The sequence below is a fragment of the Aeromonas sp. 603607 genome, assembly GCF_049171595.1.
Taxonomy (GTDB): domain Bacteria; phylum Pseudomonadota; class Gammaproteobacteria; order Enterobacterales; family Aeromonadaceae; genus Aeromonas; species Aeromonas veronii.
Genome location: NZ_JAAKOV010000002.1, coordinates 169,176 through 193,666 on the forward strand (window position 1 = coordinate 169,176; position 24,491 = coordinate 193,666).

Here is a 24,491-nt window from a genome sequence, read left to right on the forward strand (position 1 = left end):
GATATTCTATGACCCCATTCTCCCTGTTGGCCCCCGCCATCGCCCGTGACGTGCTCGATCACGCGCTGGCGCTAGGTGCCGATTTTGCCGAGCTGTTTGTCGAGCGCAAGCGCCGCAGCCAGCTCAGCCTGCTCTCCAGCCAGATAGAGAACATCAGCGGCGGCCTCGATTTCGGTATCGGCGTGCGCCTCTGTTACGGCCACAAGGTGCTCTACGGCTACACCAATCTGGCCAACCGCGACGAACTGCTGCGCATCGTCACCCTGCTGGCGGCCAAAGACCGCCGCGACCCCGTGGTGACCGCCACCGCCTTCGATTTCACCCGCTTGAGCGATCGCAACCCGGTGGCGCTGCCCCTGTCGGCAGACAAGCTGCTGGAGCAGAAAATCGCCTATCTGCACGCCATGGATGCGGTGGCCCGCGCCGAGAGCAGCAAGGTGAGCCAGTTCTCCGGCAACGTGCTAGGCTGGGAGCAGGAGGTGGAGATCTTCAACAGCGAAGGGCTGCAAGTGGCCGATCGCCGCCACTACAACCGCATCATGGCCCAGACTATCGCCATGGAAGGGAGCGAGCAGAGCGTCGGTTACGAGGCCCCCGGCGCCCTGATGGGGTGGGAGCATGCCGATCGCATCGATCCGCGCGAGCTGGCCCTCACCGCCACCCGTCAGGCACTGGTGAAACTGGGCGCGGCTCCCTGCCCGAGCGGCACCCTGCCGGTCATCATGGAGAACGGCTTTGGCGGCGTCATCTTCCACGAAGCGTGCGGCCACCTGCTGGAGACCACCTCGGTAGCCAAAAAGGCCTCGGTGTTCCACGACAAGATGGGTCAGCTCATCGCCAATCCTGTGGTCAATGCGGTGGATGAAGGACTGCAAGGCAACGCCTGGGGCTCCATCAACGTCGATGACGAGGGGATGGCGACCCAGCACACCCAGCTCATCAAGGACGGGGTACTGACCGGTTTTCTGGTGGACAGAATGGGTGCCCTCAAGACCGGTTACGCACGCACCGGCTCCGGGCGGCGCGAATCCTACAAGTACGCCCCCACCTCGCGCATGCGCAACACCTATATCGAGCCGGGGAACCACAGCCTCGACGATATGCTGACCACCGTCGAACATGGCATCTACGCCAAGAAGATGGGGGGCGGCTCGGTACAGCCCGGCACCGGTGAATTCAACTTCAATGTGCAAGAGGCCTACCTCATCGAGCACGGCAAAATCACCAAGCCGCTCAAGTCGGCCACCCTGATCGGCACCGGCCCGCAGGTGCTGAAAGAGATCTCCATGGTGGGCCGCAACCTGGCACTGGCCGCCGGTATGTGCGGCTCGGTCTCGGGCTCGGTGCCCACCTCGGTGGGCCAGCCGGCGCTGAAAGTGGACAATATTCTGGTGGGAGGGAACGCCTGATGAGCCAACTCGACATGAACCAACTGCTCACCCGCCTGCTCGACAAGGTGGCCGACCTCGGCGCCGAGGCAGACATCATCGCCAATCAGGAGAGAGCCTTCTCCCTCAAGGCAGACAAGGGCGAGCTGGGTGAATACAAGGTCACCAGCAGCCAGCAGCTCGGTATTCGCCTGATAAAAGAGGGTCGGGTCGGCATCGCCTACTCGGAATCCCTCGATGAGCTGGCGCTGGATGCCATGCTGCAGGATGCGCTTGATGCCAGCCGCTTTGCCAAGGTGGACCCGGATCAGCGCATCTCGGTGGCCAATAGCCGGATCACCACAGATTGCGCCGAGATCAACCAGCCCGATACCACGGCGGTTGAGGAGAAGATCACCCTGGCCCTACGCCTGGAGTCAGACATGCTGGCCATGCCCGATGTGAGCGGCGCCCCCTACAACAGCTTCTTCGAAGGGGAGAGCCAGCTCTGGCTCGCCAACAGTCAGGGCACCCTCTGCCAGCACGGCGAGTTCAGCGTCGGCTGCTACACCTCAGCGCTGGTGGAACGGGATGGCCGCCAGTCGATGCACTCGCAGGGGCAGTATGGCCGTCGCTTCGACGAGCTGGATAGCCAGCGACTCATCGAGCAGATCTACGCCATCGCCGATGGACTGCTGCCCGGTGAAGCGGTGCCGAGCGGTCGCTACAGCGTCATCTTCAGCACCAACTGCTTCGCCAGCCTGTTTGGCTGCTTTCAGGGCGTGCTGTCGGGCAAGTGGGCCCAGCAGGGGATCAACCCCTGGCGCAGCAAGGTCGGCCAGAGCGTGGCGTCACGCTGGCTTACTCTGGAGAGCCGGGTCTATATGCCGGGCGGCATGAACATCAAGGCGTTTGATGGCGAGGGGGCGGCCAGCTCGGATCTGCTGCTGATTAGCGAAGGGGAGCTGAAAACCCTGCTCCACAACAGCGCCACCGCCCGCCACTTTGGCGTCGCCAGCAACGGCTCGGCCGCTCGCGGTGCCCGCAGCGCCCTCGATGTGACCGCTCGCCATCTGGTGTTTGGCTCGGGCCCCCATAGCGAAACGGAGGTGCAGCGCGGCGACTATCTGGAGCTGGTCAAGCTGGACGGTCTGCATTCGGGTGCCGATGCGGTGAGCGGCGACTTCTCGTTTGGCGCGTCAGGATTCCTCTGCCGCGACGGAGTTCGCCTGCAACCGGTGCGCGGCATCACGGTGGCGGGCAACTTCTATCGCCTGCTGGGCGAGCTGGAAGCGGTCGGTGATACCCTGCACCACAACGACGGCAAGGGCTTCTACGCCCCGCTGATCCGTTTTGGCGGCCTCTCCGTCGCGGGCAAGTAAACGCCCCGACGAAACCTGCAAGCAAGAAAAAGGCGCCTGATGGCGCCTTTTTGCTCGTTATCTCGTCCACATTGATGGCATGACTCAGGGCGAAAGCGGCTCGCGGTGATACTCGGCGCAGCCACACTCGGGGCAGGTATCGAGCTGCTCGGGGTGCAGCACGGTATGGCGCCAGCCACACTGGTCGCACACCATGACCCCGAGCCCCACCCAGTCACCCGCTTCGTAAACACCCTTATGCTCCAGCTCGTCGGCCAGCTCGCGCCACTCCACCTGGGCGCGGTCGGTCACATCCGCCAGCCAGGACCAGGCGGTGTCTTTGAGGGCCAGCATAAAGGCAGACTCTTCCACCTGCGCACTATCGTCATGGCGCCCCTCGTCATAGTTGCCCAGATCCCGCTTCACGTACTCGGCGATGAGCGCCAGTTCGTCCTGGGTCAGGTCGCTGGCAGCCTCCAGATAGGCCTGCACCTTGGCAATCATCCGGTTGAGGCGCTCCCCCTGGAACTCTTCAGTCTCTTGCCACTGTTTTTGCAGCTCGGCAATGAAGGCTTCGTACCCTTTTTGACGTTTGTCCATGGCTCTAACTCCTCTACTAAACCCTGATCTGGCCCGGCTTAAGGCCCAAGGGACGCTGGCGGTTGTTGCCGCCGCAGGATATGGGTATTCTATTGCGATTTCCCAGCTGATTTATCTATTCATTTCACAGATCCGGATGTCACCAATGCAAGAGCAATACGTTCCCCAATCAATCGAACCAGCAGTGCAAAAGCACTGGGATGCCAAGAAAACCTTCAAGGCCGTGGAGAAGGTAGACAAGGAGAAGTTCTACTGCCTGTCCATGTTCCCCTATCCGTCTGGTCGACTACACATGGGGCACGTTCGTAACTACACCATAGGTGATGTGATCTCCCGTTATCAACGCCTCAATGGCAAGAACGTGCTGCAACCCATAGGTTGGGATGCATTCGGTCTGCCGGCCGAGAACGCCGCGATCAAAAACAATACCGCACCGGCGCCCTGGACCTACGAAAACATCGAATACATGAAGAACCAGCTGAAGATGCTGGGTCTGGGTTATGACTGGGATCGTGAAGTCGCCACCTGCAAGCCGGACTACTACCGCTGGGAGCAGTGGTTCTTCACCAAGCTCTACGAGAAGGGTCTGGTCTACAAAAAGACCTCCTCTGTCAACTGGTGCCCGAACGACATGACCGTACTGGCAAACGAGCAGGTTGTCGACAACTGCTGCTGGCGCTGTGACACCCCGGTGGAGCAGAAAGAGATCCCCCAGTGGTTCATCAAGATCACCGACTACGCCGAAGAGCTGCTCAACGACATCGACAATCTGGAAGGCTGGCCGGAGATGGTCAAGACCATGCAGCGCAACTGGATTGGCCGCTCCGAAGGGGTCAACATCAGCTTCGCCATCGAAGGTCAGGCTGAGCAGCTGGAGGTCTACACCACCCGTCCGGACACCTTCATGGGCGTCACCTATGTCGGTATCGCCGCCGGTCACCCGCTGGCGCTGCAAGCAGCCCAGAACAATCCGGAGCTGGCCGCCTTCATCGAAGAGTGCAAGAACACCAAGGTAGCCGAAGCAGAACTGGCCACCATGGAGAAGAAGGGCATGGCCACCGGCCTCTATGCCATTCACCCGCTGGATGGCCGCAAGGTACCGGTCTGGGTCGCCAACTTCGTGTTGATGAACTACGGCACCGGCGCCGTGATGGCGGTTCCGGCCCACGATCAGCGTGACTTCGAATTCGCCACCAAATATGGCCTCGACATCAAGGCTGTGATCAAGCCTGTTGATGGCAACGTCGACGTGAGCGAAGCCGCTTACACCGAGAAGGGCGTGCTGTTCAACTCCGGCGAGTTCGACGGTCTCGACTTCCAGGGCGCCTTCGATGCCATCGCCAGCAAGCTGGAAGGGCTCGGCAAGGGCAAGCGTACCGTAAACTACCGTCTGCGTGACTGGGGTGTCTCCCGTCAGCGTTACTGGGGCGCCCCCATCCCGATGCTGACTCTGGCCGACGGCACAGTAGTGCCGACCCCGGAAGACCAACTACCGGTGCTGCTGCCGGAAGATGTGGTGATGGACGGCATTCAGAGCCCGATCAAGGCTGACGCCGAGTGGGCCAAGACCACTTACAACGGTCAGGAAGCGTTCCGCGAGACCGATACCTTCGACACCTTTATGGAGTCCTCCTGGTACTACGCGCGCTACTGCTCCCCGGACTACGACAAGGGCATGCTGGATCCGGCTGCTGCCAACCACTGGCTGCCGGTGGATCAGTACATCGGCGGTATCGAACACGCCTGTATGCACCTGCTCTACGCCCGCTTCTTCCACAAGCTGCTGCGTGACGCGGGTCTGGTCAACAGCGACGAGCCGTTCAAGCGCCTGCTCTGCCAGGGCATGGTGCTGGCCGATGCCTTCTACTTCAAGGACGAGAAGGGCGGCAACGTCTGGGTCAGCCCGACCGACGTCAAGGTAGAGCGTGACGAGAAGGGTCGCATCACCAAGGCCATCGACAACGAAGGCCGTGAAGTGCTCCACTCCGGCATGACCAAGATGTCCAAGTCCAAGAACAACGGCATCGACCCGCAGCTGATGGTCGAGCGTTACGGCGCCGATACCGTCCGTCTGTTCATGATGTTCGCCTCTCCGGCAGAGATGACGCTGGAGTGGTCCGACTCCGGCGTAGAGGGTGCCCAGCGCTTCCTGCGTCGCCTGTGGCGCGTCACCTTCGAACACGTCTCCGGTGGCGCCGTTGCCGCGCTGGATGTGGCGGCTCTCACCAACGAGCAGAAAGCGGTACGCCGTGAACTGCACAAGACCATCGCCAAGGTAAGTGATGACGTGGGTCGCCGTCAGACCTTCAACACCGCCATCGCCGCCATCATGGAGCTGATGAACAATCTCTCCAAGCTGGGCAACGACGAGCAGGACCGCGCCCTGATGCAGGAAGCGCTGGAAGCTGTGGTAGTCATGCTCTACCCCATCACTCCGCACATCGGCTTCGAGCTGTGGAAGATGCTGGGCAAGGGCGACGACATCGATCACGCAGCCTGGCCGGTGGCCGATGAAGCGGCCATGGTCGAGACCGAGAAGCTGGTAGTAGTACAGATCAACGGCAAGATGCGCGGCAAACTGACCGTGCCGGCCGAGATCAGCCAGGCCGACGTCGAGAAGCTGGCGATGGCCGATGCCTCCGTGCAGAAGTTCACCGACGGGCTGACCGTGCGCAAGGTGATCTATGTACCTGGCAAGCTGCTCAATATTGTCGCTAACTAATTGGCTGCCAACTGATTGGTTACCAACTGATCATTGCCAATCTGTAACAGCAAACGGATGATAACGGCGGGCCCTGCGCCCGCCGCTTTCCCTTAATGCAAAGAGGATTTTCTATGGGCACCATCTTCACCCGCTGGATGGCCATCGTGCTGGCTGGTCTGCTGCTGCAAGGCTGCGGCTTTCACATGCGCGGCAACGGCATCCCGGCCGAGCTGATGACCATGAAGGTCGTGGGCGACAACAAGAGCGACTTCTACCGGATGGTTACCACCCGTCTGAAGGCCTCTGGCGTGACCCTGGCCGACAAGGAGGGCATTCCGGTGCTCACTCTGGGCGGCGTAGGCAGCACCAGTCAGGTCGCCTCGGTCAACGCGCTGGGGACGGACACCGAATATGTGCTGGGCTTTGGTACCCAGTTCACCATCTCGGTACCGGGCAAGCCGACTCAGGTCTTCCCGATCAACTTCAACCGCAGCTTCCTCAACAAGCCGGATGCAGCGCTCGCCTCCTCCCGTGAGCAGGAGCAGCTCAACCGCGAAATGCAGGAGCAGGCGGCCAATCAGGTGATCCGGCAGTTGAGTCAGGTCAGCTTCTGATGCGGATCTACCCGGAACAATTTGGTGACCACCTCAAAGCAGGGCTTCGGCCCTGCTATCTCGTTTTTGGCGACGAGCCCTTGCTGCGACTGGAGGCCATCGATGCCATTCGTCAGATCGCCCGCAAGCAGGGTTTCGATGAGCGCCACACCTTCGTGGTGGAGCAGGGGCTGGACTGGAATCAGGTCTACGATGCCTGTCAGGCGATGAGCCTCTTCTCCGCCCGCCAGATCATCGAGCTGGAGCTGCCCGCCAAGGTGGACAAGGATCTCGCTGCCCGCATCAGCGAAATTGGCAAGCAGCTTCATCCCGACCTGCTGCTGGTGCTGAGTGGCGGTCGCCTCAACCAGACCCAGATGAAGGCAGCCTGGTTCGACAAGCTCTACCAGATTGGCACCTATGTGCCGGTCAACCATCCGGAGCCCAAGTTCTTCCCGCGCTGGATGAGCGCCCGTTTTGCGCGTTTCGGCCTCAAGGCGCTGCCGGATGCCATCAACTTCATGTGCCACTCCTACGAGGGCAACCTGCTGGCCGCCAGTCAGGAGATCGAGAAGCTGACCCTGCTCTCGCCGCCCCAGCCCATCAGCGTCACCTATCTGCAAGAGACCATTATCCGCCACGCCCACTTCACCCCGTTCCAGCTGGTCGATACCCTGCTGGAGGGCAAGGTGAACCGGGCCCAGCGCATTCTGGCCGCCCTGCGGGCCGAAGGCACCGAGCCGGGGATGCTGGCCTGGACCCTCTGCCGCGAGCTGGAGCAGCTGACCGAACTGTCGCTGGCGATGCGCAACGGCCAGCCGCTGGGTGAGCACTTCAGCCGCCTGCGCATCTGGCAGAGCCGCCAGCAGCTCATTCAACAGGCGCTGACTCGTCTCCCCTTCGCCAAGTTGCAACAACTATGGCAGCTGATGGCGCAACTGGATGGCGCCCAGCGCCGCTTTGATACCGAACAGGCGTGGCTGAAGCTGCAGACCATTGCCCTCGGCTTTCGTGATGGCACCCCGCTGCCGCTGGTGATGGAGAGCAGCCCGTGCTGAAGGCGCCTGTCGGTTTGCTTGGCGGCACCTTCGACCCCATCCATATCGGTCATCTTCGCCCGGCCATCGAGGCGCGCGATGCTCTCGGGCTGGCCGAAATGCGGCTGATCCCGAACCATATCCCGCCCCACCGCGCCAATCCGTTCTGCTCCAGCGAACAGCGTCTCGCCATGGTCAAACTGGCGGCGGCAGAGAACCACCACTTTGTGGTGGATGAGCGGGAGCTGAGACGGGACAAGCCCTCTTACACCATCGATACCCTGATCGAGCTGCGTCATGAACTGCCCGATACGCCGCTCTGTTTTCTGATGGGGATGGATTCCCTGCTGAGCCTGCCAAGCTGGCACCGCTGGCAGGAGCTGCTTGACCATGCCCATCTGGTGGTGAGCGTGCGGCCGGGCTGGCAACCGGATTATCCGGCCGGGGTGGCACAGCTGCTGGCGCGCCATCACACCGCGGATGCCAACGCGCTGCATCAGCGTCTGGCCGGTCATATCTGGCTGGCGGACAACCAGCCCATCGAACTGTCAGCCACCCGACTGCGAGCCTTGCTGGATGCGGGACAAGACACCCGCTACCTCTTGCCCGAGTCGGTTGCGCACTATATTGATCAACAGGGGCTCTACCGCGCCAACCGCCGCTAGCCCCTGTCGTTATCCCGCCCCACCCGATGGGAAACGGGAGTGACCATGATATAATCCGCCGCCCTGACGCAAACGCTGCGCGCCGGAATACAGGAGAGACTCATTGCAAGGCCAAGAATTGCATGCCTTTATCATCGACAAGATCGATGACATGAAAGGCCGCGACATCATCACCCTCGATGTACGCGGCAAATCCAGCATTACTGACACCATGATCATCTGTTCCGGCAACTCCAGTCGTCACGTCAGCGCCATTGCCCACCATCTGGCCAGCGAGGCCCGCCACGCGGGTCTGGATCTGCTGAGCGTGGAAGGGCAACTGAGCGGTGAATGGGTGCTGGTAGATATGGGCTCGGTGATCGTGCATGTGATGCAGGATGAACACCGTGACTTCTACCAACTGGAAAAGCTGTGGAGCGGTGCCGCTCAAATGAATACGCAATAAGAGCACAAGTGTAACGACCATGAAGATCCAGTTGATTGCGGTGGGCACCAAGATGCCCGCCTGGGTAGAGCATGGCTTCGAAGAGTATCGTCGCCGCTTCCCCAAAGACATGCCGTTTGAACTCGTCGAGATCGGCGCTGGCAAACGGGGCAAAAATGCCGACATTCCCCGCATCCTGCAGAAGGAAGGGGAAGCCATGCTGGCGGCTGCGGGGCGCTCGCGCATCGTTACCCTCGACATTCCGGGCAAGCCCTGGACCACGGAGCAGCTGGCCACCCAGCTGGAGGCGTGGAAACTCGATGGCCGCGATGTGGCCCTGCTGGTCGGCGGACCGGAAGGCTTGTCCCCCGAGTGCAAGGCTGCTGCCGAACAGAGCTGGTCCCTGTCACCGCTCACCCTGCCCCATCCGCTGGTACGGGTACTGGTGGCCGAGAGCCTCTACCGCGCCTGGAGCATAACGACCAATCATCCGTATCATAGAGAGTGAGCCATGCGTCTCTGGAGTCTCACCTCTCATATTCACCCCTATCACAGAGAGTGAACAATGCAGTTCCTGCTCTTATTGCCCCCAAGGGTCTTGAGGTAAAGGCATGCTGAAACAACGCATCGAAATGCGCGATCACAGTGCCGAGGGCAATCTGTTCTTCCGGCGCACCCTGGTAGCCTACATCGGCATCGTCGTGCTGATGCTGGTGCTGCTGGGCAATCTCTATTATCTGCAGGTCGAGTCCTACGACACCTACCAGACGCGTTCCAACTCCAACCGCATCCGGGTAGTGCCGGTGGCGCCACCCCGGGGTCTCATCTACGACACCAACGGCGTGCTGCTGGCGGAGAACCGCCCTGTCTACAGTCTGGAAATCGTCCCGGAAGAGACTAGGGATCTTGAAAAAACCGCTGACCAGCTGATCACCCTGCTGGGTCTGCCGGAAGGCACCAAGGAGAAGTTCCTCGCCGAAGTGAAGCGCCAGCGCCGCTTCAAGCCGGTCGCCCTCTACGAGAAGCTGACCGAATATCAGGTGGCCCTCTTCTCGGTCAACCAGCACAACTACCCGGGTGCCAGCATCGAGGCCTACCTCAAACGCTACTACCCGTTTGGTGACACTCTCACCCACGCTTTGGGCTATGTGGCCAAGATCAACACCCGTGACGTAGAGCGCCTCGAGAAGGAAGAAAAACTCGCCAACTACGCGGCCACCAAGGATATCGGCAAGCAGGGGGTGGAGAAGTATTACGAGGATGAGCTGCACGGTGTGGCGGGCTATCAGGAGGTCGAGGTGAACAACCGCGGCCGGATTGTCCGCACCCTCAAGTTCCAGCCACCTATTCCGGGCAAGGATATCTACCTCAATATCGACGTCCGGATGCAACTCAAGGCCCAGCAACTGCTGGCTGGCCAGCGCGGAGCCATCGTGATGATGGACCCGAAAACCGGCGCCATCCTGGCCCTGGAGTCGAGCCCCAGCTACGACCCCAACCTGTTCGTGACCGGCATCTCCAGCGCCAACTACTCGGCGCTCCTCAACGATCCGGCGCGGCCGCTGGTGAACCGCACCACTCAGGGCATTTATGCCCCTGCCTCCACCGTCAAGCCCATGATGTCCATCATGGGTCTCAACGAGGGGGCCATCACCCCGGGCTACCGCTATTTCGGCGGCCCTAGCTTCTCCATTCCCGGTACCACCAAGAAGTTTCGTGACTGGCGCCGCTGGGGTCATGGCTGGCTCGACGTCTATCGCGCCATCGAGGTCTCGGCAGATACCTACTTCTACGATCTCGCCTATCGAGTCGGCATCGACAAGATCCACAGCTACATGACCAAGTTTGGCTTCGGTCAGTACACCGGGGTCGATCTTTATGAAGAGACCAAGGGTGTCATGCCGTCCCGTGACTGGAAAATGGCCCGTTGGCGCCAGCCCTGGTATCAGGGTGACACCATATCTGTCGGTATCGGTCAGGGCTACTGGAGCGCCACCCCGCTCCAACTGGCCAAGGCGATCAGCATCCTGACCCAGAATGGTCACGACGTCACCCCGCACCTGCTCAAGAGCACAGCCTCCCAGGCGGGGGTGGTCGATGCCCCCATCAACCCCAATATCGCCCTCAAGCTCAAGAACGACAGCTTCTGGAAAGTGGCGCAGGATGGGATGTGGCGAGTCAACCATGGCAGTGAAGGCAGTGGCCGTCACTCGTTTGCCAAGGCGCCTTACTCCTCAGGCGGCAAATCGGGCACAGCCCAGGTAGTCGGTTTGAAGGAAAATCAGGTTTACAACATCAAGACGGTCAAGGCGGAGCATCGCGATAACGCTTTGTTCGTTGCTTATGCCCCCTTCGAGGCACCCAAAGCGGTGGTAGCTCTGGTACTGGAAAACTCCATCGGAGGTGGTGGTGGTCGAGCTGCATCGCCCATTGCACGCCAGATGCTGGATGCCTATCTGCTGCCCCCTGATCCGCAACTGCCACCGGCACCGGAAAAGCCGTCCCAACCGAGTGAGGTCGCTCCCAATGAGTAATTCTGCCCGCCAGCAGAGCATCTGGTACAAGCTGCATATCGACTTGCCCCTGCTGCTCGGTCTGCTGGCCGTGATGACCCTCTCCATGGTGGTACTCTACTCCGCCTCCGGTCAGGATATGGACTCTATCGTGCGCCAGCTGGTGCGCGGCGGCCTCGCCTTTGCCCTGATGATCGGCCTGGCCCAGCTGCCCCCCTCCCTCTACGCCCGCTGGTCGGTGCCGCTGTTCGCCGTGGTGGTGCTGATGCTGATTGCGGTGGACGTGTTCGGCCACATCGGCAAGGGGGCCCAGCGCTGGCTCGATCTGGGCTTTATGAAGTTCCAGCCCTCCGAGGTGATGAAGCTCTCCATGCCGATCATGGTGGCCGCCTGGCTCAGTCGCCACTCGCTGCCCCCCAAGTTCAGCCATGTGGTGATCGCCCTCATCATGGTGCTGCTGCCCACCCTGCTGATCGCCGCGCAGCCTGACCTTGGCACCTCCATTCTGGTGGCCGCCTCCGGCTTCTTCGTCATCTTCCTGGCGGGGCTCAGCTGGTGGCTGATCGGCTTGGCGGTCCTGCTGATGCTGGCCTTTATGCCGGTACTCTGGTTCTTCCTGATGCACGACTACCAGCGCCAGCGGGTGCTGATGCTGCTCGACCCGGAGAAAGACCCGCTCGGCCGCGGCTATCACATCATCCAGTCCAAAATTGCCATCGGCTCCGGCGGCGTCTTCGGCAAGGGGTGGCTGCAAGGGACCCAGTCCCAGCTGGAGTTCCTGCCCGAGCGCCATACTGACTTCATCTTCGCGGTATTCAGCGAGGAGCTCGGTCTGGTGGGGGTTGCCCTACTGCTGGTGCTCTACCTCTACGTCATCAGCCGCTGCCTGTTTATCTCGATGCAGGCCCAGAACAGCTTCGAGCGACTGCTGGGCGGCGCCATCACCCTCACCTTCTTCGTCTATGTGTTCGTCAACATGGGCATGGTGAGCGGCATCTTGCCGGTGGTAGGGGTGCCCCTGCCGCTGGTGAGTTATGGCGGCACCTCCATGGTGACCCTGATGGCCGGCTTTGGCATACTGATGTCCATCCAGACTCATAGAAGACTACTCGCCTGATGAGACGGGTTGGATTGCTGCTCTCGCTCGCCACCACGATGGCGACCGCCGCCGTGGCGCCGGATCGGTTGGCCCTGCTCGCCGAACAGCAGCAGGTGCCGCTGGCGGAGTTGCAGGCGGCCGTCGCCCGCGCCCAATTACGGCAGGAGGTGCTCGACACCATCAGCAAGCCGTGGGAGGCCAAACCCTGGCATCGCTACCGGCCGCTGTTCGTTACCCCGGATCGCATCCGTGATGGCCAGCAGTTCTGGCAGCAACATGCCGAGACACTGGCCCGCGCGGAGCAGACCTATCGGGTGCCCGCCTCGCTCATCGTGGCCATCATAGGGGTCGAGACCTTCTACGGTCGCCAGATGGGCCGTCATCCGGTGCTCGATAGCCTCTACACCCTGGGGTTCCACTACCCGGAGCGCAGCGACTTCTTTGCCAAGGAGTTTGCCCAGCTGGTGGTGCTGGCCAAAGAGGAAGGGTGGCAACTCGATGCCCTCAAGGGCTCCTATGCCGGCGCTATGGGGATGGGGCAGTTCATGCCCTCCAGCTACCGCCACTACGCCGTCGATTTTGACGGGGATGGCAAGCGGGACCTGTTTGCCAACCCGGTCGATGCCATCGGCAGCGTGGCCAACTATTTTGCCAGCCACCAGTGGCGCTGGGGCGAATCCGTGGTGGAACCGGCCCAGATTGGGTTGATGGCAGTTGAACCTCTACTCAGGCCTGAGCCCGAGTTAACACAACAGTGGTCAGAACTGGCGGCGGCAGGGATTGAGCTCGCCACGCCGCTGGCCCCACAGACGCCGGTCAAGTTGCTGGCGTTTGCCCAAGCCGATGGACCGGAATACTGGGTCGCACGGCATAACTTTTATGTGATCACCCGTTACAATCGCAGCCCACTCTATGCGATGGCGGTGTATCAACTTAGCCAAGCCATTCAGGAAGCGTATGCATCTTCGTCACAAACTCCTCCCGCTCAGCCTGAGCTTGTTGCTGGCCGCCTGTAGCAGCCAGCCGGAACAGAGCGCCCCCGTCGAGCCGCAAGCACCGGTCAGCAAGCCACCCGTTATCGAGATCCCGCAAGCCACCGGCGCCATTCCGCGCCCCGAGCCCCTGAGTGCCAGCGGCAACCGGGACTACTGGATCGGCAAGCAAAAGCACGAGGTGTGGCGCGATATCAAACACTACAGCGAAGAGGGCACCGCCAGCTGGCTATCGCCGGATCTGGACGGCCAGAAGACCGCCAACGGCGATGTGCTGGACAGCAAGCTGTTCAGTGCCGCCCACCGCAACCTGCCCATCCCGAGCTATGTGAGGGTCACCAATCTGGACAACGGGCTGGAGACCATAGTGCGGGTCAACGATCGCGGCCCCTTCAACAGCTCGCGCCTGATCGACCTCTCCTACGCAGCGGCCAAGCAGCTGGAGATGGTCGACAGCGGTGAGGCCCGAGTACGGCTGGAGCTGATCAGCGACACTCCGGATCAGATGGTGATCATGGAGCCGATGAAGCCCATCGAGATGACCCCGACCACTCCGGCTGCGGCCTCCAACACGCTGTCGCAAGATGGCTTCCTGGGTGAACCAACCGCGCTGGCGATGGCCACTCCCGCTGCCGAACCCGCTCCCGTCAAGGCCCCCGCCGCCAAACCCGCCAAAGCGGCACCTGTCAATCCAGCTCCCGCCAAGGCCGCAGCTCCTGCCAGCAGTGGTGATAGCAAGATGATCCAGGTACTGGCCAGCGGCTCCCGGGATCGGGCCGAGGCGATGGGCAAGGTGATGACCCAGCGTTACGGCGTGCCCTACCGGATCGATGCCCATGGCGCCATTTTCCGGGTGCTGATTGGCCCGGTCGCCGCCGACCAGCAGGCAAGTGTGCTGGAAAAAGTACGTCAGGGCGGACTGGAACAGGCCTTTATCGTGCCCTGATCCCTCCTCTGACAGCGGCGGTGACCAATCTCCCGGCCCCGCCATCACGTCGCTTTATGGCGTGATGGCAGGGATTGATGGATAAAAAACCAGTCATGATCGCCATGTCGGACTATAACCTGCGGGCGCATCTGGTATAGTTAGGCCCGCATTTTATCCCCATCTGGCTCGCAGGAATTTCAAGATGTCCAAATTTGCCCGTTCAGTTCTTCTGGCCTCACTGATCAGCGTAACCGCTCAGGCCAATACGCCGGTGCCGACACCCACGCCGAACGCCAACCCAGTGGTGGTTCCCGCCGCGCCGGAGATCTCCGCCAAGGCCCATATCCTGATCGACTACTACTCCGGTCAGGTGCTGGCCGAGCAGAACGCCGACGAGCGTCTGCCCCCTGCTAGCCTGACCAAGATGATGACCTCCTACATCGTTGGCGACGAGCTGCACAAGGGGAACATCAAGGGCACCGACATGGTGACCATCAGCCAGAACGCCTGGTCCAAGAACTACTCAGACTCCTCCAAGATGTTTATCGAGGTGGGCAAGCAGGTCTCTGTCGATGACCTGAACAAGGGCATCATCATCCAGTCCGGCAACGATGCCTGCGTCGCCATGGCCGAACATCTGGCCGGCAGTACCGACTCCTTCGCCAGCCTGATGAATGCCTGGGCCGCCAAGCTCGGCATGAAGGACACCCAGTTCAAGAACCCCCACGGTCTGGATGAAGAGGGTCACTACAGTACAGCCCGTGATATGGCCCGCCTGGGTCAGGCACTGATCCATGATCAGCCGGAGGAGTACAAGATCTACTCCCAGAAATCCTTCGTCTTCAACGGTATCACCCAGCACAACCGCAACCGCCTGCTGTGGGATCAATCCCTGCAAGTGGATGGCATCAAGACCGGCCACGTCAGCCAGGTCGGCTATAACCTGGTCTCCTCTGCCACCAACAACGAAGGCATGCGCCTGATCGCCGTGGTACTGGGCGCCAGCAGCGAAGCCTCCCGCGCCGCCGAGAGCAAGAAACTGCTCACCTACGGCTTCCGCTTCTTCCAGAGCCTGACTCCGTACAAGGCAGGCACCGAGCTGGTCACCCAGAAGATCTGGATGGGCGACAAATCTGAAGTGAAACTGGGCGTCGACAAGGATGTCTCCGTGCTGGTCACCCGCGGTCAGGGCAACAACCTCAAGGCAGACTTCCAGCTCGACAGCGAGCTGAAAGCCCCGTTGGCCAAGGGTCAACGCGTTGGTACCGTGTTCCTGAAGCAGGGTGACAAAGAGATCAAGCAGGTACCGCTGGTCGCTCTGGAAGAGGTGCAGGAAGGTGGCTTAATGAGCCGTCTGTGGGACTACCTGGTACTGCTGGTCACCAGCTGGTTCAAGTAATCCGACGCACAATCCTCACCAAACAGCGGCGCCAACAGGCGCCGCTGCTGTCTGCGCCGGACAATGGCAGTGAATAACCCTGTAAACTGCAGGTTCCGCCTTACCCTGATTTGTGGTAAAAAGCAGCACTTCCATCCTTGTCTGACCGCTCCCGGCCTTGATCCCGGAGTGTGCGGCGCCCATATAGGGTTTAGCCGCACCCATACAGACTTGAAATGGCGGCCTCCAAGGGCCATCGGCCACTAGCCATCCAAGATGAAGTCATCATGCTGATGACGAAAAAGGTGAGTAAATGAATACCAAGTTTGATGAACTGCTGGAGTTTCCCTGCAAATTCCCGTTCAAGGTACTCGGCATCGCGGATCCTGCGTTGCCGGATATGGTGGTTGAAGTGCTGCAGCAGCATGCTCCGGGCACCTACAGCCCGACCGTCCAGCCCAGCTCCAAGGGCAACTATCACTCGGTTCGCGTGACCGTGACTGCCCAGAGCAAAGAGCACATCGAAGCGATGTACACTGCGCTTGGCAAGATCGAGCTGGTGAAATACGTACTGTAATTTCTCTCTCGCCCCGTTCTGCGGGGCGACTGTTTTTGGCCGCAGCACGCCACGAGGACACCATGTCATCCCAGATCCCCGCTCAGCACAGCCTGATAGTCAGGCAGCTGGGTCGCCGCCCCTACCAGCCGGTATGGGACGCCATGAAAGCCTTCACCGACAACCGCACCAGCGACACCCCGGACGAGTTCTGGGTGGTCGAACATGACCCCGTCTACACCCAGGGCCAGGCCGGCAAGGCCGAACACCTGCTCAATCCGGGCAATATCCCGGTGGTGCAGAGCGATCGCGGCGGTCAGGTGACCTATCACGGCCCGGGCCAGCTGGTGCTCTACGTCCTGGTGGATGTCCGCCGCTGCAAATTCTCGGTGCGCGAGCTGGTGACCGCGCTGGAAACAGCCATCATCAACACCCTGGCCAAAAGCAATATCCAGGCCTATGCCAAGGCAGATGCCCCCGGGGTCTATGTGAAAAATGACCTTGGCATGGAGGCCAAACTTGCCTCGCTGGGACTGCGCATCCGCAAGGGTTGCTCGTTCCACGGGCTGGCCCTCAACATCAACATGGACATGACCCCCTTCCTGCACATCAATCCGTGCGGCTATGCGGGCATGGCCATGACCCAGACCAGCGCCCTGGGCGGCCCGCAGAGCGTGGCCGAGGCGCAATCCATTCTGGTGGCCGAACTGGCCAGCCTGATTGGCTATCAGACAATAACAAACACCGAGAGTGAATCATGAGCAAACCCGTTCGTATGGAGCCGGGCGTCAAGCTGCGCGATGGCGACAAGATGGCCCTGATCCCGGTGAAATTCATGCCGGATCCCAACGAAGAAATCCTTCGCAAGCCGGACTGGATGCGGATCAAACTCCCCCCTTCCAGCCAGAAGATCGAACACATCAAGAGCACCTTGCGCAAGAACAAGCTGCACTCGGTCTGTGAAGAGGCTTCCTGCCCCAACCTGGCGGAGTGTTTCAACCACGGCACGGCCACCTTCATGATCATGGGCGCGATCTGCACCCGTCGCTGCCCCTTCTGCGACGTGGCCCACGGCCGCCCGCTGGCACTCGATCCGGAAGAACCGAAGAAGCTGGCGCTCACCATCAAGGAGATGAACCTCAAGTATGTGGTGATCACCTCGGTGGACCGCGACGATCTGCGCGACGGCGGTGCCCAGCACTTCGCCGACTGCATCCGCGAGATCCGCGAGCACAGCCCGCAGACCCGCATCGAGATCCTGACCCCGGACTTCCGTGGCCGGATGGAGCAGGCCCTTGAGGTGTTCCGCGAAACGCCGCCGGACGTATTCAACCACAACCTGGAAACTGCGCCGCGCATGTATCGCGTCGCTCGCCCGGGTGCCGACTACAAGTGGTCGCTGGAGCTGCTGCGCCGTATCAAGGAGATGCACCCCCATGTACCGACCAAGTCCGGTCTGATGATGGGCCTTGGCGAGACCAACGAAGAGATCGTCGAGGTGCTCAAGGATCTACGCGCTCACGGCGTCAACATGCTGACCCTGGGTCAGTATCTGCAGCCAAGCCGCCACCACCTGCCGGTCAAGCGCTACGTGCCGCCAGCAGAGTTTGACGAGCTGAAAGATGTCGCCATGGAGCTGGGCTTTACCCACGCCGCCTGCGGTCCTTTCGTGCGCTCCTCCTATCACGCGGATCTGCAAGCCAAGGGCGAAGAGGTCAAGTAACCTCGCACGATAGAGCGGCCAGTAACCGCCACCCTCGCAATGAAAAAGAGCGCCTATTGGCGCTCTTTCTGTTGGTGTCACTGACCGTTGCAGCTTGATCTACTCATCAGCCGTGGTCGAAGACCCCCTGCTGATGCCAGCGTTGCAACTGGGCCAACACCCGGGTCTCTCGCGCCGTCCACTGGGGACAGGGCCCCGCCAGCTGGGTCTTGTTGGTCTGCAGCGCTTCGTCGAGGCCAAACCAGCCGGGCACGAAGCCAAGGCGGATCTCGTAGGGCTGTGGCTGTGGCTCCACCAGTTGATCACCAATCCGGCACAAGTAGTACAGCGAGCGGATGCAGTAGGCATCGAACCCCGGCTCGCGGGCGGCGCGGTATTCCCGGGTCTCGCCAAGCAGGGTCCCTACTTCCAGCAACTCGGCACCGCACTCCTCCTTCAGCTCGCGGGCCAGCGCCACATGGTGGTTTTCCCCCGCTTCAACGCCGCCGCCAGGAAACATCAGATCACCGTTGACCCGGGAGTGGACCAGCAGCAACTCGTCGCCACGGAGTACTACGGCACGTACCGTAAGGCGTTCCAGGGTATGGCCATCGGTGATCACCTCGCCATGGACAAACGAGAGGGAAAAAGGTGCGGGCCAGCAGCTGGCCGGGGATAGTGCAATCATCAGAGCCTCAGTGCCGATAGCTGCCATGTTTCAGTTGATCGACTATTTCAGCCGCTCGCACGTCGTAGGCATCCTGATCTGTTTTGCTCAGGGTGTGATAAATACCAAAACGCCTGGCAGAGACCTCTGGCGCATCCTGAAAAGACTCACTCACCTTGCCCCACAGATAGGCCAGCCCGTACTGCTTCTGGCCCATATAGAGGGTGCTGAGGGAGGTGAGCAGGCGGCTGTTTATCTTGTCACCTTCCCGATAGAGGGAGAGGCCGTGATGCATGATGGAAATAGCTTTCTCGGGATCGCTCTTGGCGTAGGCTCCGCCAAGGGCCAGCTGAAGTTCCGGTTCGTCGAGCACCTTGTTACCTTCCAGCGCCATAAACTGCTGACGGGCCAGCTCGTTGGTGTTGTTGGTCCAGTGCCAGAGCAGCAAGTAGGGATCCTGCGAGTTGCGGGTGGCCACATCGAGCTGGGCCAACTGTTCGCCAGCCGCCAGCATCCCCTCCACCCGTGGGCTCTTCTGCTCGCGGGCATTCTTATACTCGATGTTGGTAGAGCGCTCGGCACACTTAAGATAGCGCTCAAGGTTGCGCATCAGCTCGTACTTGCGCCGATCCGTTCCCTCCTCCTTGAGATAGAAGCGGCTGCGGATCACATCGGTACGCTCGTAGCGACACCAGCCATCGTCCACCAGATCCTGACAGAGCTCGGCATGGTTGCTGCAGATATTGTGGATCCGATCGTCATTGCAGCCAGCTACGGCAAGGCCGACTGAAAGCATGATGAAGGTCTGTCGCAGGGGGAAATTGGCCATGATTCACATCTTGTTGGTAACGCGGGTTGGTAACAACTGAAGCCTCTGTCGGCCACCACCGGCTAGCAAACCGGTTACATATCCATTACAATGCGCGCGCCATATAAGGCCGCGATTGCAGAATAATATAACGAAATATAGACCCCTACACTGATCTGCATTCGACGAATTTTCTATTTACACCAACAACGTGAAATAAAGGATCTGGTCAATGACCCACGAGCACTACTTGCAAGCGTGGCAGGAGAGCCAGGAGCTCGCCGAAGCCATGCAACCCTTGATTGGTCGCCTCTACCGACAACAAGGGGTCGAGATCACCCTCTACGGCCGCCCACTGCAAAACGCCTCCACCATCGATATCCTCAAGGCCCACCGGGTCGTCCGCCGCCACCAGGGCGCTCCCCTCCCCATCCAGCAAAGCTTCCCCCTGCTTCAGGCCATCGTTGCCCTCAAACCCACCGCTGCCGAGGTAGACCTTGGCAAGCTGGCAGTCGGCTACTGGCAGGATCATCAGGATGAGGCGGGGATCGAGGACTATCTGCAAGCGCGACTGGCACCGGCCCTTGGCCGCAACCAGATGCCGCAGCCGACCGACGTGGTGCTCTACGGCTTTGGCCGTATCGGCCGCCTGCTGGCCCGCCTGCTGATCGAGCGTACCGGCGCCGCCAATCCGCTGCGCCTGCGCGCCATCGTGGTACGCGGTGGTCGCGACGGGGATCTGGAAAAACGCGCCAGCCTGCTGCGCCGCGACTCGGTACACGGTCCCTTCAATGGCTCCATCGAGGTGGATGTGGAGCGCAGCGCCATCATCGCCAACGGCACCTTCATTCAGGTGATCTACGCCAATAGCCCGGCTGACATCGACTACACAGCTTACGGCATTCACGATGCGCTGATCGTCGACAACACCGGGGTCTGGCGCGATGAGGCTGGCCTCTCCGAGCACCTGAAAGCGCGCGGTGCTGGCAAGGTGCTGCTGACCGCCCCCGGCAAAGGGGAGATGAAGAACGTGGTGTTCGGGGTCAACCATGAGGTGATAGGCCCGGATGACAAGATCATCTCCGCCGCCTCCTGCACCACCAACGCCATCACCCCGGTGCTCAAGGTGATGCAGGAGCAGTACGGCATCCGCCACGGCCACGTGGAGACGGTCCACTCCTACACCAACGATCAGAACCTCATCGACAACTATCACAAGGGGGAGCGGCGCGGTCGCAGCGCGGCCCTCAATATGGTGATGACCAGCACCGGCGCCGCCAAGGCGGTGACCAAGGCGCTGCCGGAACTCAAGGGCAAGCTGACCGGCAACGCCATCCGGGTGCCCACACCCAATGTCTCGCTGGCCATCATCAACCTGTCGCTGGAGCAGGCCACCGATCGGGAGAGCCTCAACGCCTATCTGCAGCAGATTGCGCTAAGCTCGGAGCTCCATCGCCAGATCGACTTCAGCGCCAGCACCGAACTGGTCTCCTCCGACATGGTGGGTTCCCGCTATGCGGGCATCGTCGACTCCCAGGCGACCATCGCCGAGGGGGATCACTGTGTGCTCTACGTATGGTATGACAACGAGTTCGGGTACAGTTGTCAGGTAGTGCGGGTGATGGAGCAGATGGCTGGCGTAGTCCGCCAGGATCTACCTGCATAGACCCCGATAGGGTTTACCTGCACAGCCCGCCAGGATCTGCCGGGCTAACCCCGCAGTTTATGGCTCAATAGTTCAAGGAGAGGTCGAATGTCGTTTCAACAGGGTGAGTTTTTGCAAGCAATCAGGCAGATGCCCGCAGAGGTGTACGAGCGGCTCAAGACCGCAGTCGAGCTGGGCAAGTGGCCCGATGGCAAGCCCCTGACCGACGAGCAGAAGGCCACCTCCCTGCAAGCCGTGATGGCCTGGCAGGCGATGCACCTCGACAACCCCGAACATATGAACATCGGCCGTGACGGCGAGATCGTGATGAAGAGCAAGAGCGAGCTCAAGCGTCAGTATCGCGACGAGGAAGAGATAGTCCGGGTCGACCTCCACCACTGAGGCAGGCCACACGTCACTGATCGCGGTAACGAAACGAATGAGGGGAGCCATAATGGCTCCCCTCTTTTTCCACTCTCCCCATGGTGGGGAGGTCAGAAGCTGTTCACGACCTGTAGCGAGAAGACGTCAGCAAGGTGAAGAGCAGCGCAGGAAGCGGAGCGTATAGATATACGTGAGCCTCTGGTTCACAAACACGCGAGCAGCACATGAGCCTTGATCACGGCTTCGCAGTAAGATCGTGGACAGTTTCTCAGGGAGTCAGCTCCCCACGCAGGGACTGCTGCATCAGCTCGCGAATGCGGTGGGATGGCAAGTCTTGGCTCAGCAGGAAGTGCAGCTTGGTGAGTGCAGCTTCAGCGGTCATGTCAAAGCCCGAGATCACCCCAGCCCGCGACAGGGCGTTGCCGGTGGCATAGCCCCCCATATTGACCTTGCCGTGCAGGCACTGGCTCAGGTTGACGATGATGACGCCGCGGGCCGAAGCCTCGGAGAGCAGCGCCAGCATGGCCGGGTTTTGCGGCGCATTGCCGACCCCGAATGACAGCAGGATCAGCGCCTTCACCGGCTGTTGCAGGATGTTGGCGATCACCTCGCTGGAGATCCCCGGATAGAGGGTCACCACGCCGATGGGCTGGGGGGTGATGTCGTGCAGCACCAGCGGCCGCTCGGAGGGCACGCCCAGCTCGCCCGCCTCCAGCGAGATGGCGATCCCGGCATTGAGCAGCGGCGGATAGTTGGGGGAGTCGAAGGCGTGGAAGCCGTCTGCATGCACCTTCTTGCTGCGGTTGCCGCGATAGAGCTGGTTGTTGAAGAACAGCGTCACCTCGTGGATCGGGTAGTTGGCCGCGATATAGAGGGCGTTGAGCAGATTCTGCTGACCGTCGGAGCGCAACTCGGCCAACGGGATCTGGGAGCCGGTGATGATGACCGGCTTGTGCAGATCTTCCAGCATGAAAGAGAGCGCCGAGGCGGTGAACGACATGGTGTCGGTGCCATGCAGGATCACGAAACCATCGTATTTCTCGTAGTTGTCGCGAATATCCTCGGCGATACGCTGCCAATCCGCCGGGGTCATGTCGGAGGAGTCGATGAGGGGCGCATATTCGTGGATATGGTAATCCGGCATCTCGGGGCGGTGGAACTCGGGCATCCGCGCCAGACAGTCTTCCATAAAGCCCGCCATCGGCACGTAGCCGTGATCGGAACGCTGCATCCCAATGGTGCCGCCTGTGTAGGCAATGTAGATAGACTTCTTCACACCCTCTCCTCTTGATGAAGTGAACACCTCCGGAACATGAACCATGTCGGAGTGAACCACAATGTCAACGCCCGCCAGCGCCTCTGCGTGCAGCGGAAACCGGCGAATTATAGAGACTGGCGCCCCAAATGACAGCCGTTCCATGCACCCTTTTCGGCTTTTCTGCCCTCTACCCACATAGTGTTAAATGTCACAATAAACCACTAAAACGAGCATTAATACGACAAAGATGGAATTAAACGATGCTTTTTGCTACAATCCGCCGGATTTTACTAAAATCTCATCTGGATGCCTGAGCATTTCAGGCCCGCACAAGCCCCATCTTTCCTGGGGCGGGGAGATGTTTCCCCTTCTTTGCTGGCACATAAGCCACACTGTTTTCATCCCGGCTGAATCTGTAAGTCTTTTGCTATGAAAGACACAGCCAATCAACATGGGAGTACTGAATGTTACAACTTGATTCCTACGCAACGCTGGTCGCTGCCACTCTGGTATTGCTGCTTGGCCGGGTGTTGGTTACCCGAGTCGGGCTGCTGCGTACCTTCAACATCCCCAAACCGGTAGCCGGCGGCCTGGTGGTAGCGCTGGTACTGCTACTGCTGCGCTCCACCCTGCAGATGGAGCTGCAATTTGATACCAGCCTGCAAACCCCGCTGATGCTGGCCTTCTTCGCCTCCATCGGTCTCTCCGCCGATCTCGCCAGCCTGAAACGCGGCGGCAAGGCGGTGGTTACCTTCCTGATGGTGGTCACCGGCCTGCTGCTGGTGCAGAACAGTCTGGGTGTCGGTCTGGCGACCCTGCTCGGTCTGGATCCCCACATGGGGCTGCTGGCCGGCTCCATCACACTCTCCGGCGGCCACGGCACCGGGGCTGCCTGGAGTGCCACCTTCTCCGAGAAATATGGCGTGCAATCCGCCGCCGAACTCGCCATCGCCTGTGCCACATTCGGTCTGGTGCTGGGCGGCCTGATCGGCGGCCCGGTGGCTCGCTATCTGGTGAAGAAAGTGCAGGTGCCCGGTGAGGAGCACAATCAGGATGAGGCCCCCCAGGGCTTCGAAATGCCCGACATGGAGCGCCCCCTCACCACTTTCAGCGTTATCGAAACGCTGGCGCTGATCGCCATCAGCCTCAAGGGCGGCGAGTTGCTCTCTGCTTCCCTCAAAGGGGGTGCCTTCGAGCTGCCGATCTTTGTCTGCGTGCTGTTTGTCGGCGTGCTGCTGCGCAACGTCCTGACCCTGCTGAACTGGCATGAGGTGAGCGATCGAGAAGTTTCCCTGCTGGGCAACGTCAGCCTGTCGCTGTTCCTCGCCATGGCGTTGATGAGCCTGAAACTGTGGGATCTGGCCAGCCTGGCGCTGCCCATCTTCATTTTGTTGGCCGCCCAGACCGTGGCGATGGCGCTCTACGCCATCTTCGTCACCTTCCGGGTGATGGGTAAAAATTACGATGCAGCCGTGCTGGCGGCGGGTCACTGTGGCTTTGGCCTGGGGGCCACCCCGACAGCCATCGCCAACATGCAGGCCATTACCCAGCGCTTCGGTCCCTCCCACCTGGCGTTTCTGGTGGTGCCCATGGTGGGCGCCTTCTTTATCGACATCATCAACGCCATGGTGATCAAGCTGTTTATGGCGATGCCATTCCTGTAATTCCCTTTCCGTCAGACGTATATGATCAGAGCCCACCTTTCGGTGGGCTCTTTGTTTGTTCTCTACTCGCCAGCTGACGCAGGCAGAGCCGGGGCTCGTATCCGCCATCAAGGTGACCCGCGAGCAACCCGAACTACCCGGAATCC

General features: G+C 60.7%; 23 protein-coding genes. 19 read left to right on the forward strand and 4 right to left on the reverse strand.

What is annotated here, in order from left to right; translation table 11 throughout:
- Nucleotides 1-8 precede the first annotated feature (8 nt).
- Together G5315_RS03755 and G5315_RS03760 are read left to right on the forward strand one after the other, a co-directional pair.
- Nucleotides 9-1,409 carry a TldD/PmbA family protein gene (locus tag G5315_RS03755; protein ID WP_421332488.1) on the forward strand — a complete coding sequence of 467 codons (1,401 nt, stop codon included), beginning with the start codon at nt 9-11 and terminating at the stop codon, nt 1,407-1,409.
- Nucleotides 1,409-2,749, forward strand: coding sequence for a TldD/PmbA family protein (locus G5315_RS03760; protein ID WP_421332490.1), 1,341 nt, complete (start codon nt 1,409-1,411; stop codon nt 2,747-2,749). The genes G5315_RS03755 and G5315_RS03760 overlap by 1 nt, the downstream gene beginning before the upstream one ends.
- 84 nt (nt 2,750-2,833) lie before the next feature.
- Here G5315_RS03760 and G5315_RS03765 read toward each other — a convergent pair whose 3' ends face one another.
- Entirely contained in the window at nt 2,834-3,328 is a 495-nt protein-coding gene (locus tag G5315_RS03765; protein WP_005348075.1) for a zinc ribbon-containing protein, read from the reverse strand.
- Nucleotides 3,329-3,473: 145 nt separating this feature from the next.
- Between G5315_RS03765 and leuS the strand changes: the two genes are divergently transcribed.
- The 14 genes from leuS (at nt 3,474) to lipA (ending at nt 17,940) form a co-directional block, all read left to right on the forward strand.
- Nucleotides 3,474-6,050: a leucine--tRNA ligase gene (leuS, locus tag G5315_RS03770; RefSeq protein WP_421332491.1), complete on the forward strand. Its 2,577-nt coding sequence runs from the start codon at nt 3,474-3,476 to the stop codon at nt 6,048-6,050.
- A gap of 113 nt (nt 6,051-6,163) precedes the next feature.
- Nucleotides 6,164-6,646, forward strand: coding sequence for an LPS assembly lipoprotein LptE (gene lptE, locus G5315_RS03775; protein WP_421235955.1), 483 nt, complete (start codon nt 6,164-6,166; stop codon nt 6,644-6,646).
- Nucleotides 6,646-7,683 carry a DNA polymerase III subunit delta gene (gene holA, locus G5315_RS03780; protein ID WP_421332494.1) on the forward strand — a complete coding sequence of 346 codons (1,038 nt, stop codon included), beginning with the start codon at nt 6,646-6,648 and terminating at the stop codon, nt 7,681-7,683. The genes lptE and holA overlap by 1 nt, the downstream gene beginning before the upstream one ends.
- Nucleotides 7,677-8,327 (forward strand): nicotinate-nucleotide adenylyltransferase, encoded by a 651-nt coding sequence (gene nadD, locus G5315_RS03785; protein ID WP_257691315.1) that lies wholly within the window; start codon nt 7,677-7,679, stop codon nt 8,325-8,327. Before holA ends, nadD begins: the two co-directional genes overlap by 7 nt.
- Before the next feature lie 103 nt (nt 8,328-8,430).
- A complete protein-coding gene (gene rsfS / locus G5315_RS03790) occupies nt 8,431-8,772 on the forward strand; it encodes a ribosome silencing factor (RefSeq protein ID WP_005335165.1) in 342 nt (113 codons plus the stop codon).
- A 19-nt stretch (nt 8,773-8,791) separates the two neighbouring features.
- On the forward strand, nt 8,792-9,259 hold the full coding sequence (gene rlmH, locus G5315_RS03795) for a 23S rRNA (pseudouridine(1915)-N(3))-methyltransferase RlmH (protein WP_005335166.1): 468 nt from the start codon (nt 8,792-8,794) through the stop codon (nt 9,257-9,259).
- Nucleotides 9,260-9,362: 103 nt separating this feature from the next.
- Complete coding sequence (gene mrdA / locus G5315_RS03800) at nt 9,363-11,285, forward strand: penicillin-binding protein 2 (protein WP_421332495.1); 1,923 nt, start codon at nt 9,363-9,365, stop codon at nt 11,283-11,285.
- The gene (gene rodA, locus G5315_RS03805) at nt 11,278-12,381 is read left to right on the forward strand and encodes a rod shape-determining protein RodA (protein WP_421332496.1); all 1,104 of its coding nucleotides are present in this window, start codon (nt 11,278-11,280) and stop codon (nt 12,379-12,381) included. The genes mrdA and rodA overlap by 8 nt, the downstream gene beginning before the upstream one ends.
- Nucleotides 12,381-13,379: a lytic murein transglycosylase B gene (mltB, locus tag G5315_RS03810; protein ID WP_064339577.1), complete on the forward strand. Its 999-nt coding sequence runs from the start codon at nt 12,381-12,383 to the stop codon at nt 13,377-13,379. Before rodA ends, mltB begins: the two co-directional genes overlap by 1 nt.
- Nucleotides 13,321-14,301, forward strand: coding sequence for a septal ring lytic transglycosylase RlpA family protein (locus tag G5315_RS03815; protein WP_421290205.1), 981 nt, complete (start codon nt 13,321-13,323; stop codon nt 14,299-14,301). The genes mltB and G5315_RS03815 overlap by 59 nt, the downstream gene beginning before the upstream one ends.
- Before the next feature lie 184 nt (nt 14,302-14,485).
- Nucleotides 14,486-15,682 (forward strand): D-alanyl-D-alanine carboxypeptidase family protein, encoded by a 1,197-nt coding sequence (locus G5315_RS03820; RefSeq protein ID WP_216953014.1) that lies wholly within the window; start codon nt 14,486-14,488, stop codon nt 15,680-15,682.
- Between the two features lie 292 nt (nt 15,683-15,974).
- Nucleotides 15,975-16,238 carry a DUF493 family protein YbeD gene (ybeD, locus tag G5315_RS03825; protein ID WP_005348100.1) on the forward strand — a complete coding sequence of 88 codons (264 nt, stop codon included), beginning with the start codon at nt 15,975-15,977 and terminating at the stop codon, nt 16,236-16,238.
- Between the two features lie 62 nt (nt 16,239-16,300).
- Nucleotides 16,301-16,978, forward strand: a complete 678-nt coding sequence (lipB, locus tag G5315_RS03830; RefSeq protein ID WP_216953013.1) for a lipoyl(octanoyl) transferase LipB — start codon at nt 16,301-16,303, stop codon at nt 16,976-16,978.
- Nucleotides 16,975-17,940, forward strand: coding sequence for a lipoyl synthase (lipA, locus tag G5315_RS03835; RefSeq protein WP_139740976.1), 966 nt, complete (start codon nt 16,975-16,977; stop codon nt 17,938-17,940). The genes lipB and lipA overlap by 4 nt, the downstream gene beginning before the upstream one ends.
- A gap of 106 nt (nt 17,941-18,046) precedes the next feature.
- On the opposite strand, the gene G5315_RS03840 is transcribed toward lipA, so the two are convergent.
- A complete protein-coding gene (locus G5315_RS03840) occupies nt 18,047-18,607 on the reverse strand; it encodes an NUDIX domain-containing protein (protein WP_227342061.1) in 561 nt (186 codons plus the stop codon).
- 7 nt (nt 18,608-18,614) lie between these two features.
- Nucleotides 18,615-19,415, reverse strand: coding sequence for a DUF2989 domain-containing protein (locus G5315_RS03845; protein ID WP_227342060.1), 801 nt, complete (start codon nt 19,413-19,415; stop codon nt 18,615-18,617).
- 211 nt (nt 19,416-19,626) lie between these two features.
- Between G5315_RS03845 and G5315_RS03850 the strand changes: the two genes are divergently transcribed.
- Nucleotides 19,627-21,060, forward strand: a complete 1,434-nt coding sequence (locus tag G5315_RS03850) for a glyceraldehyde-3-phosphate dehydrogenase (RefSeq protein ID WP_227342059.1) — start codon at nt 19,627-19,629, stop codon at nt 21,058-21,060.
- An 87-nt stretch (nt 21,061-21,147) separates the two neighbouring features.
- Entirely contained in the window at nt 21,148-21,441 is a 294-nt protein-coding gene (locus G5315_RS03855) for a YeaC family protein (protein ID WP_421263024.1), read from the forward strand.
- 250 nt (nt 21,442-21,691) lie between these two features.
- Here G5315_RS03855 and ansA read toward each other — a convergent pair whose 3' ends face one another.
- The gene (gene ansA / locus G5315_RS03860; protein ID WP_005335195.1) at nt 21,692-22,699 is read right to left on the reverse strand and encodes an asparaginase; all 1,008 of its coding nucleotides are present in this window, start codon (nt 22,697-22,699) and stop codon (nt 21,692-21,694) included.
- Between the two features lie 446 nt (nt 22,700-23,145).
- On the opposite strand from ansA, the gene gltS reads away from it, so the two are divergent.
- Nucleotides 23,146-24,345 carry a sodium/glutamate symporter gene (gltS, locus tag G5315_RS03865; RefSeq protein ID WP_005348115.1) on the forward strand — a complete coding sequence of 400 codons (1,200 nt, stop codon included), beginning with the start codon at nt 23,146-23,148 and terminating at the stop codon, nt 24,343-24,345.
- The last annotated feature ends 146 nt before the right edge of the window (nt 24,346-24,491 follow it).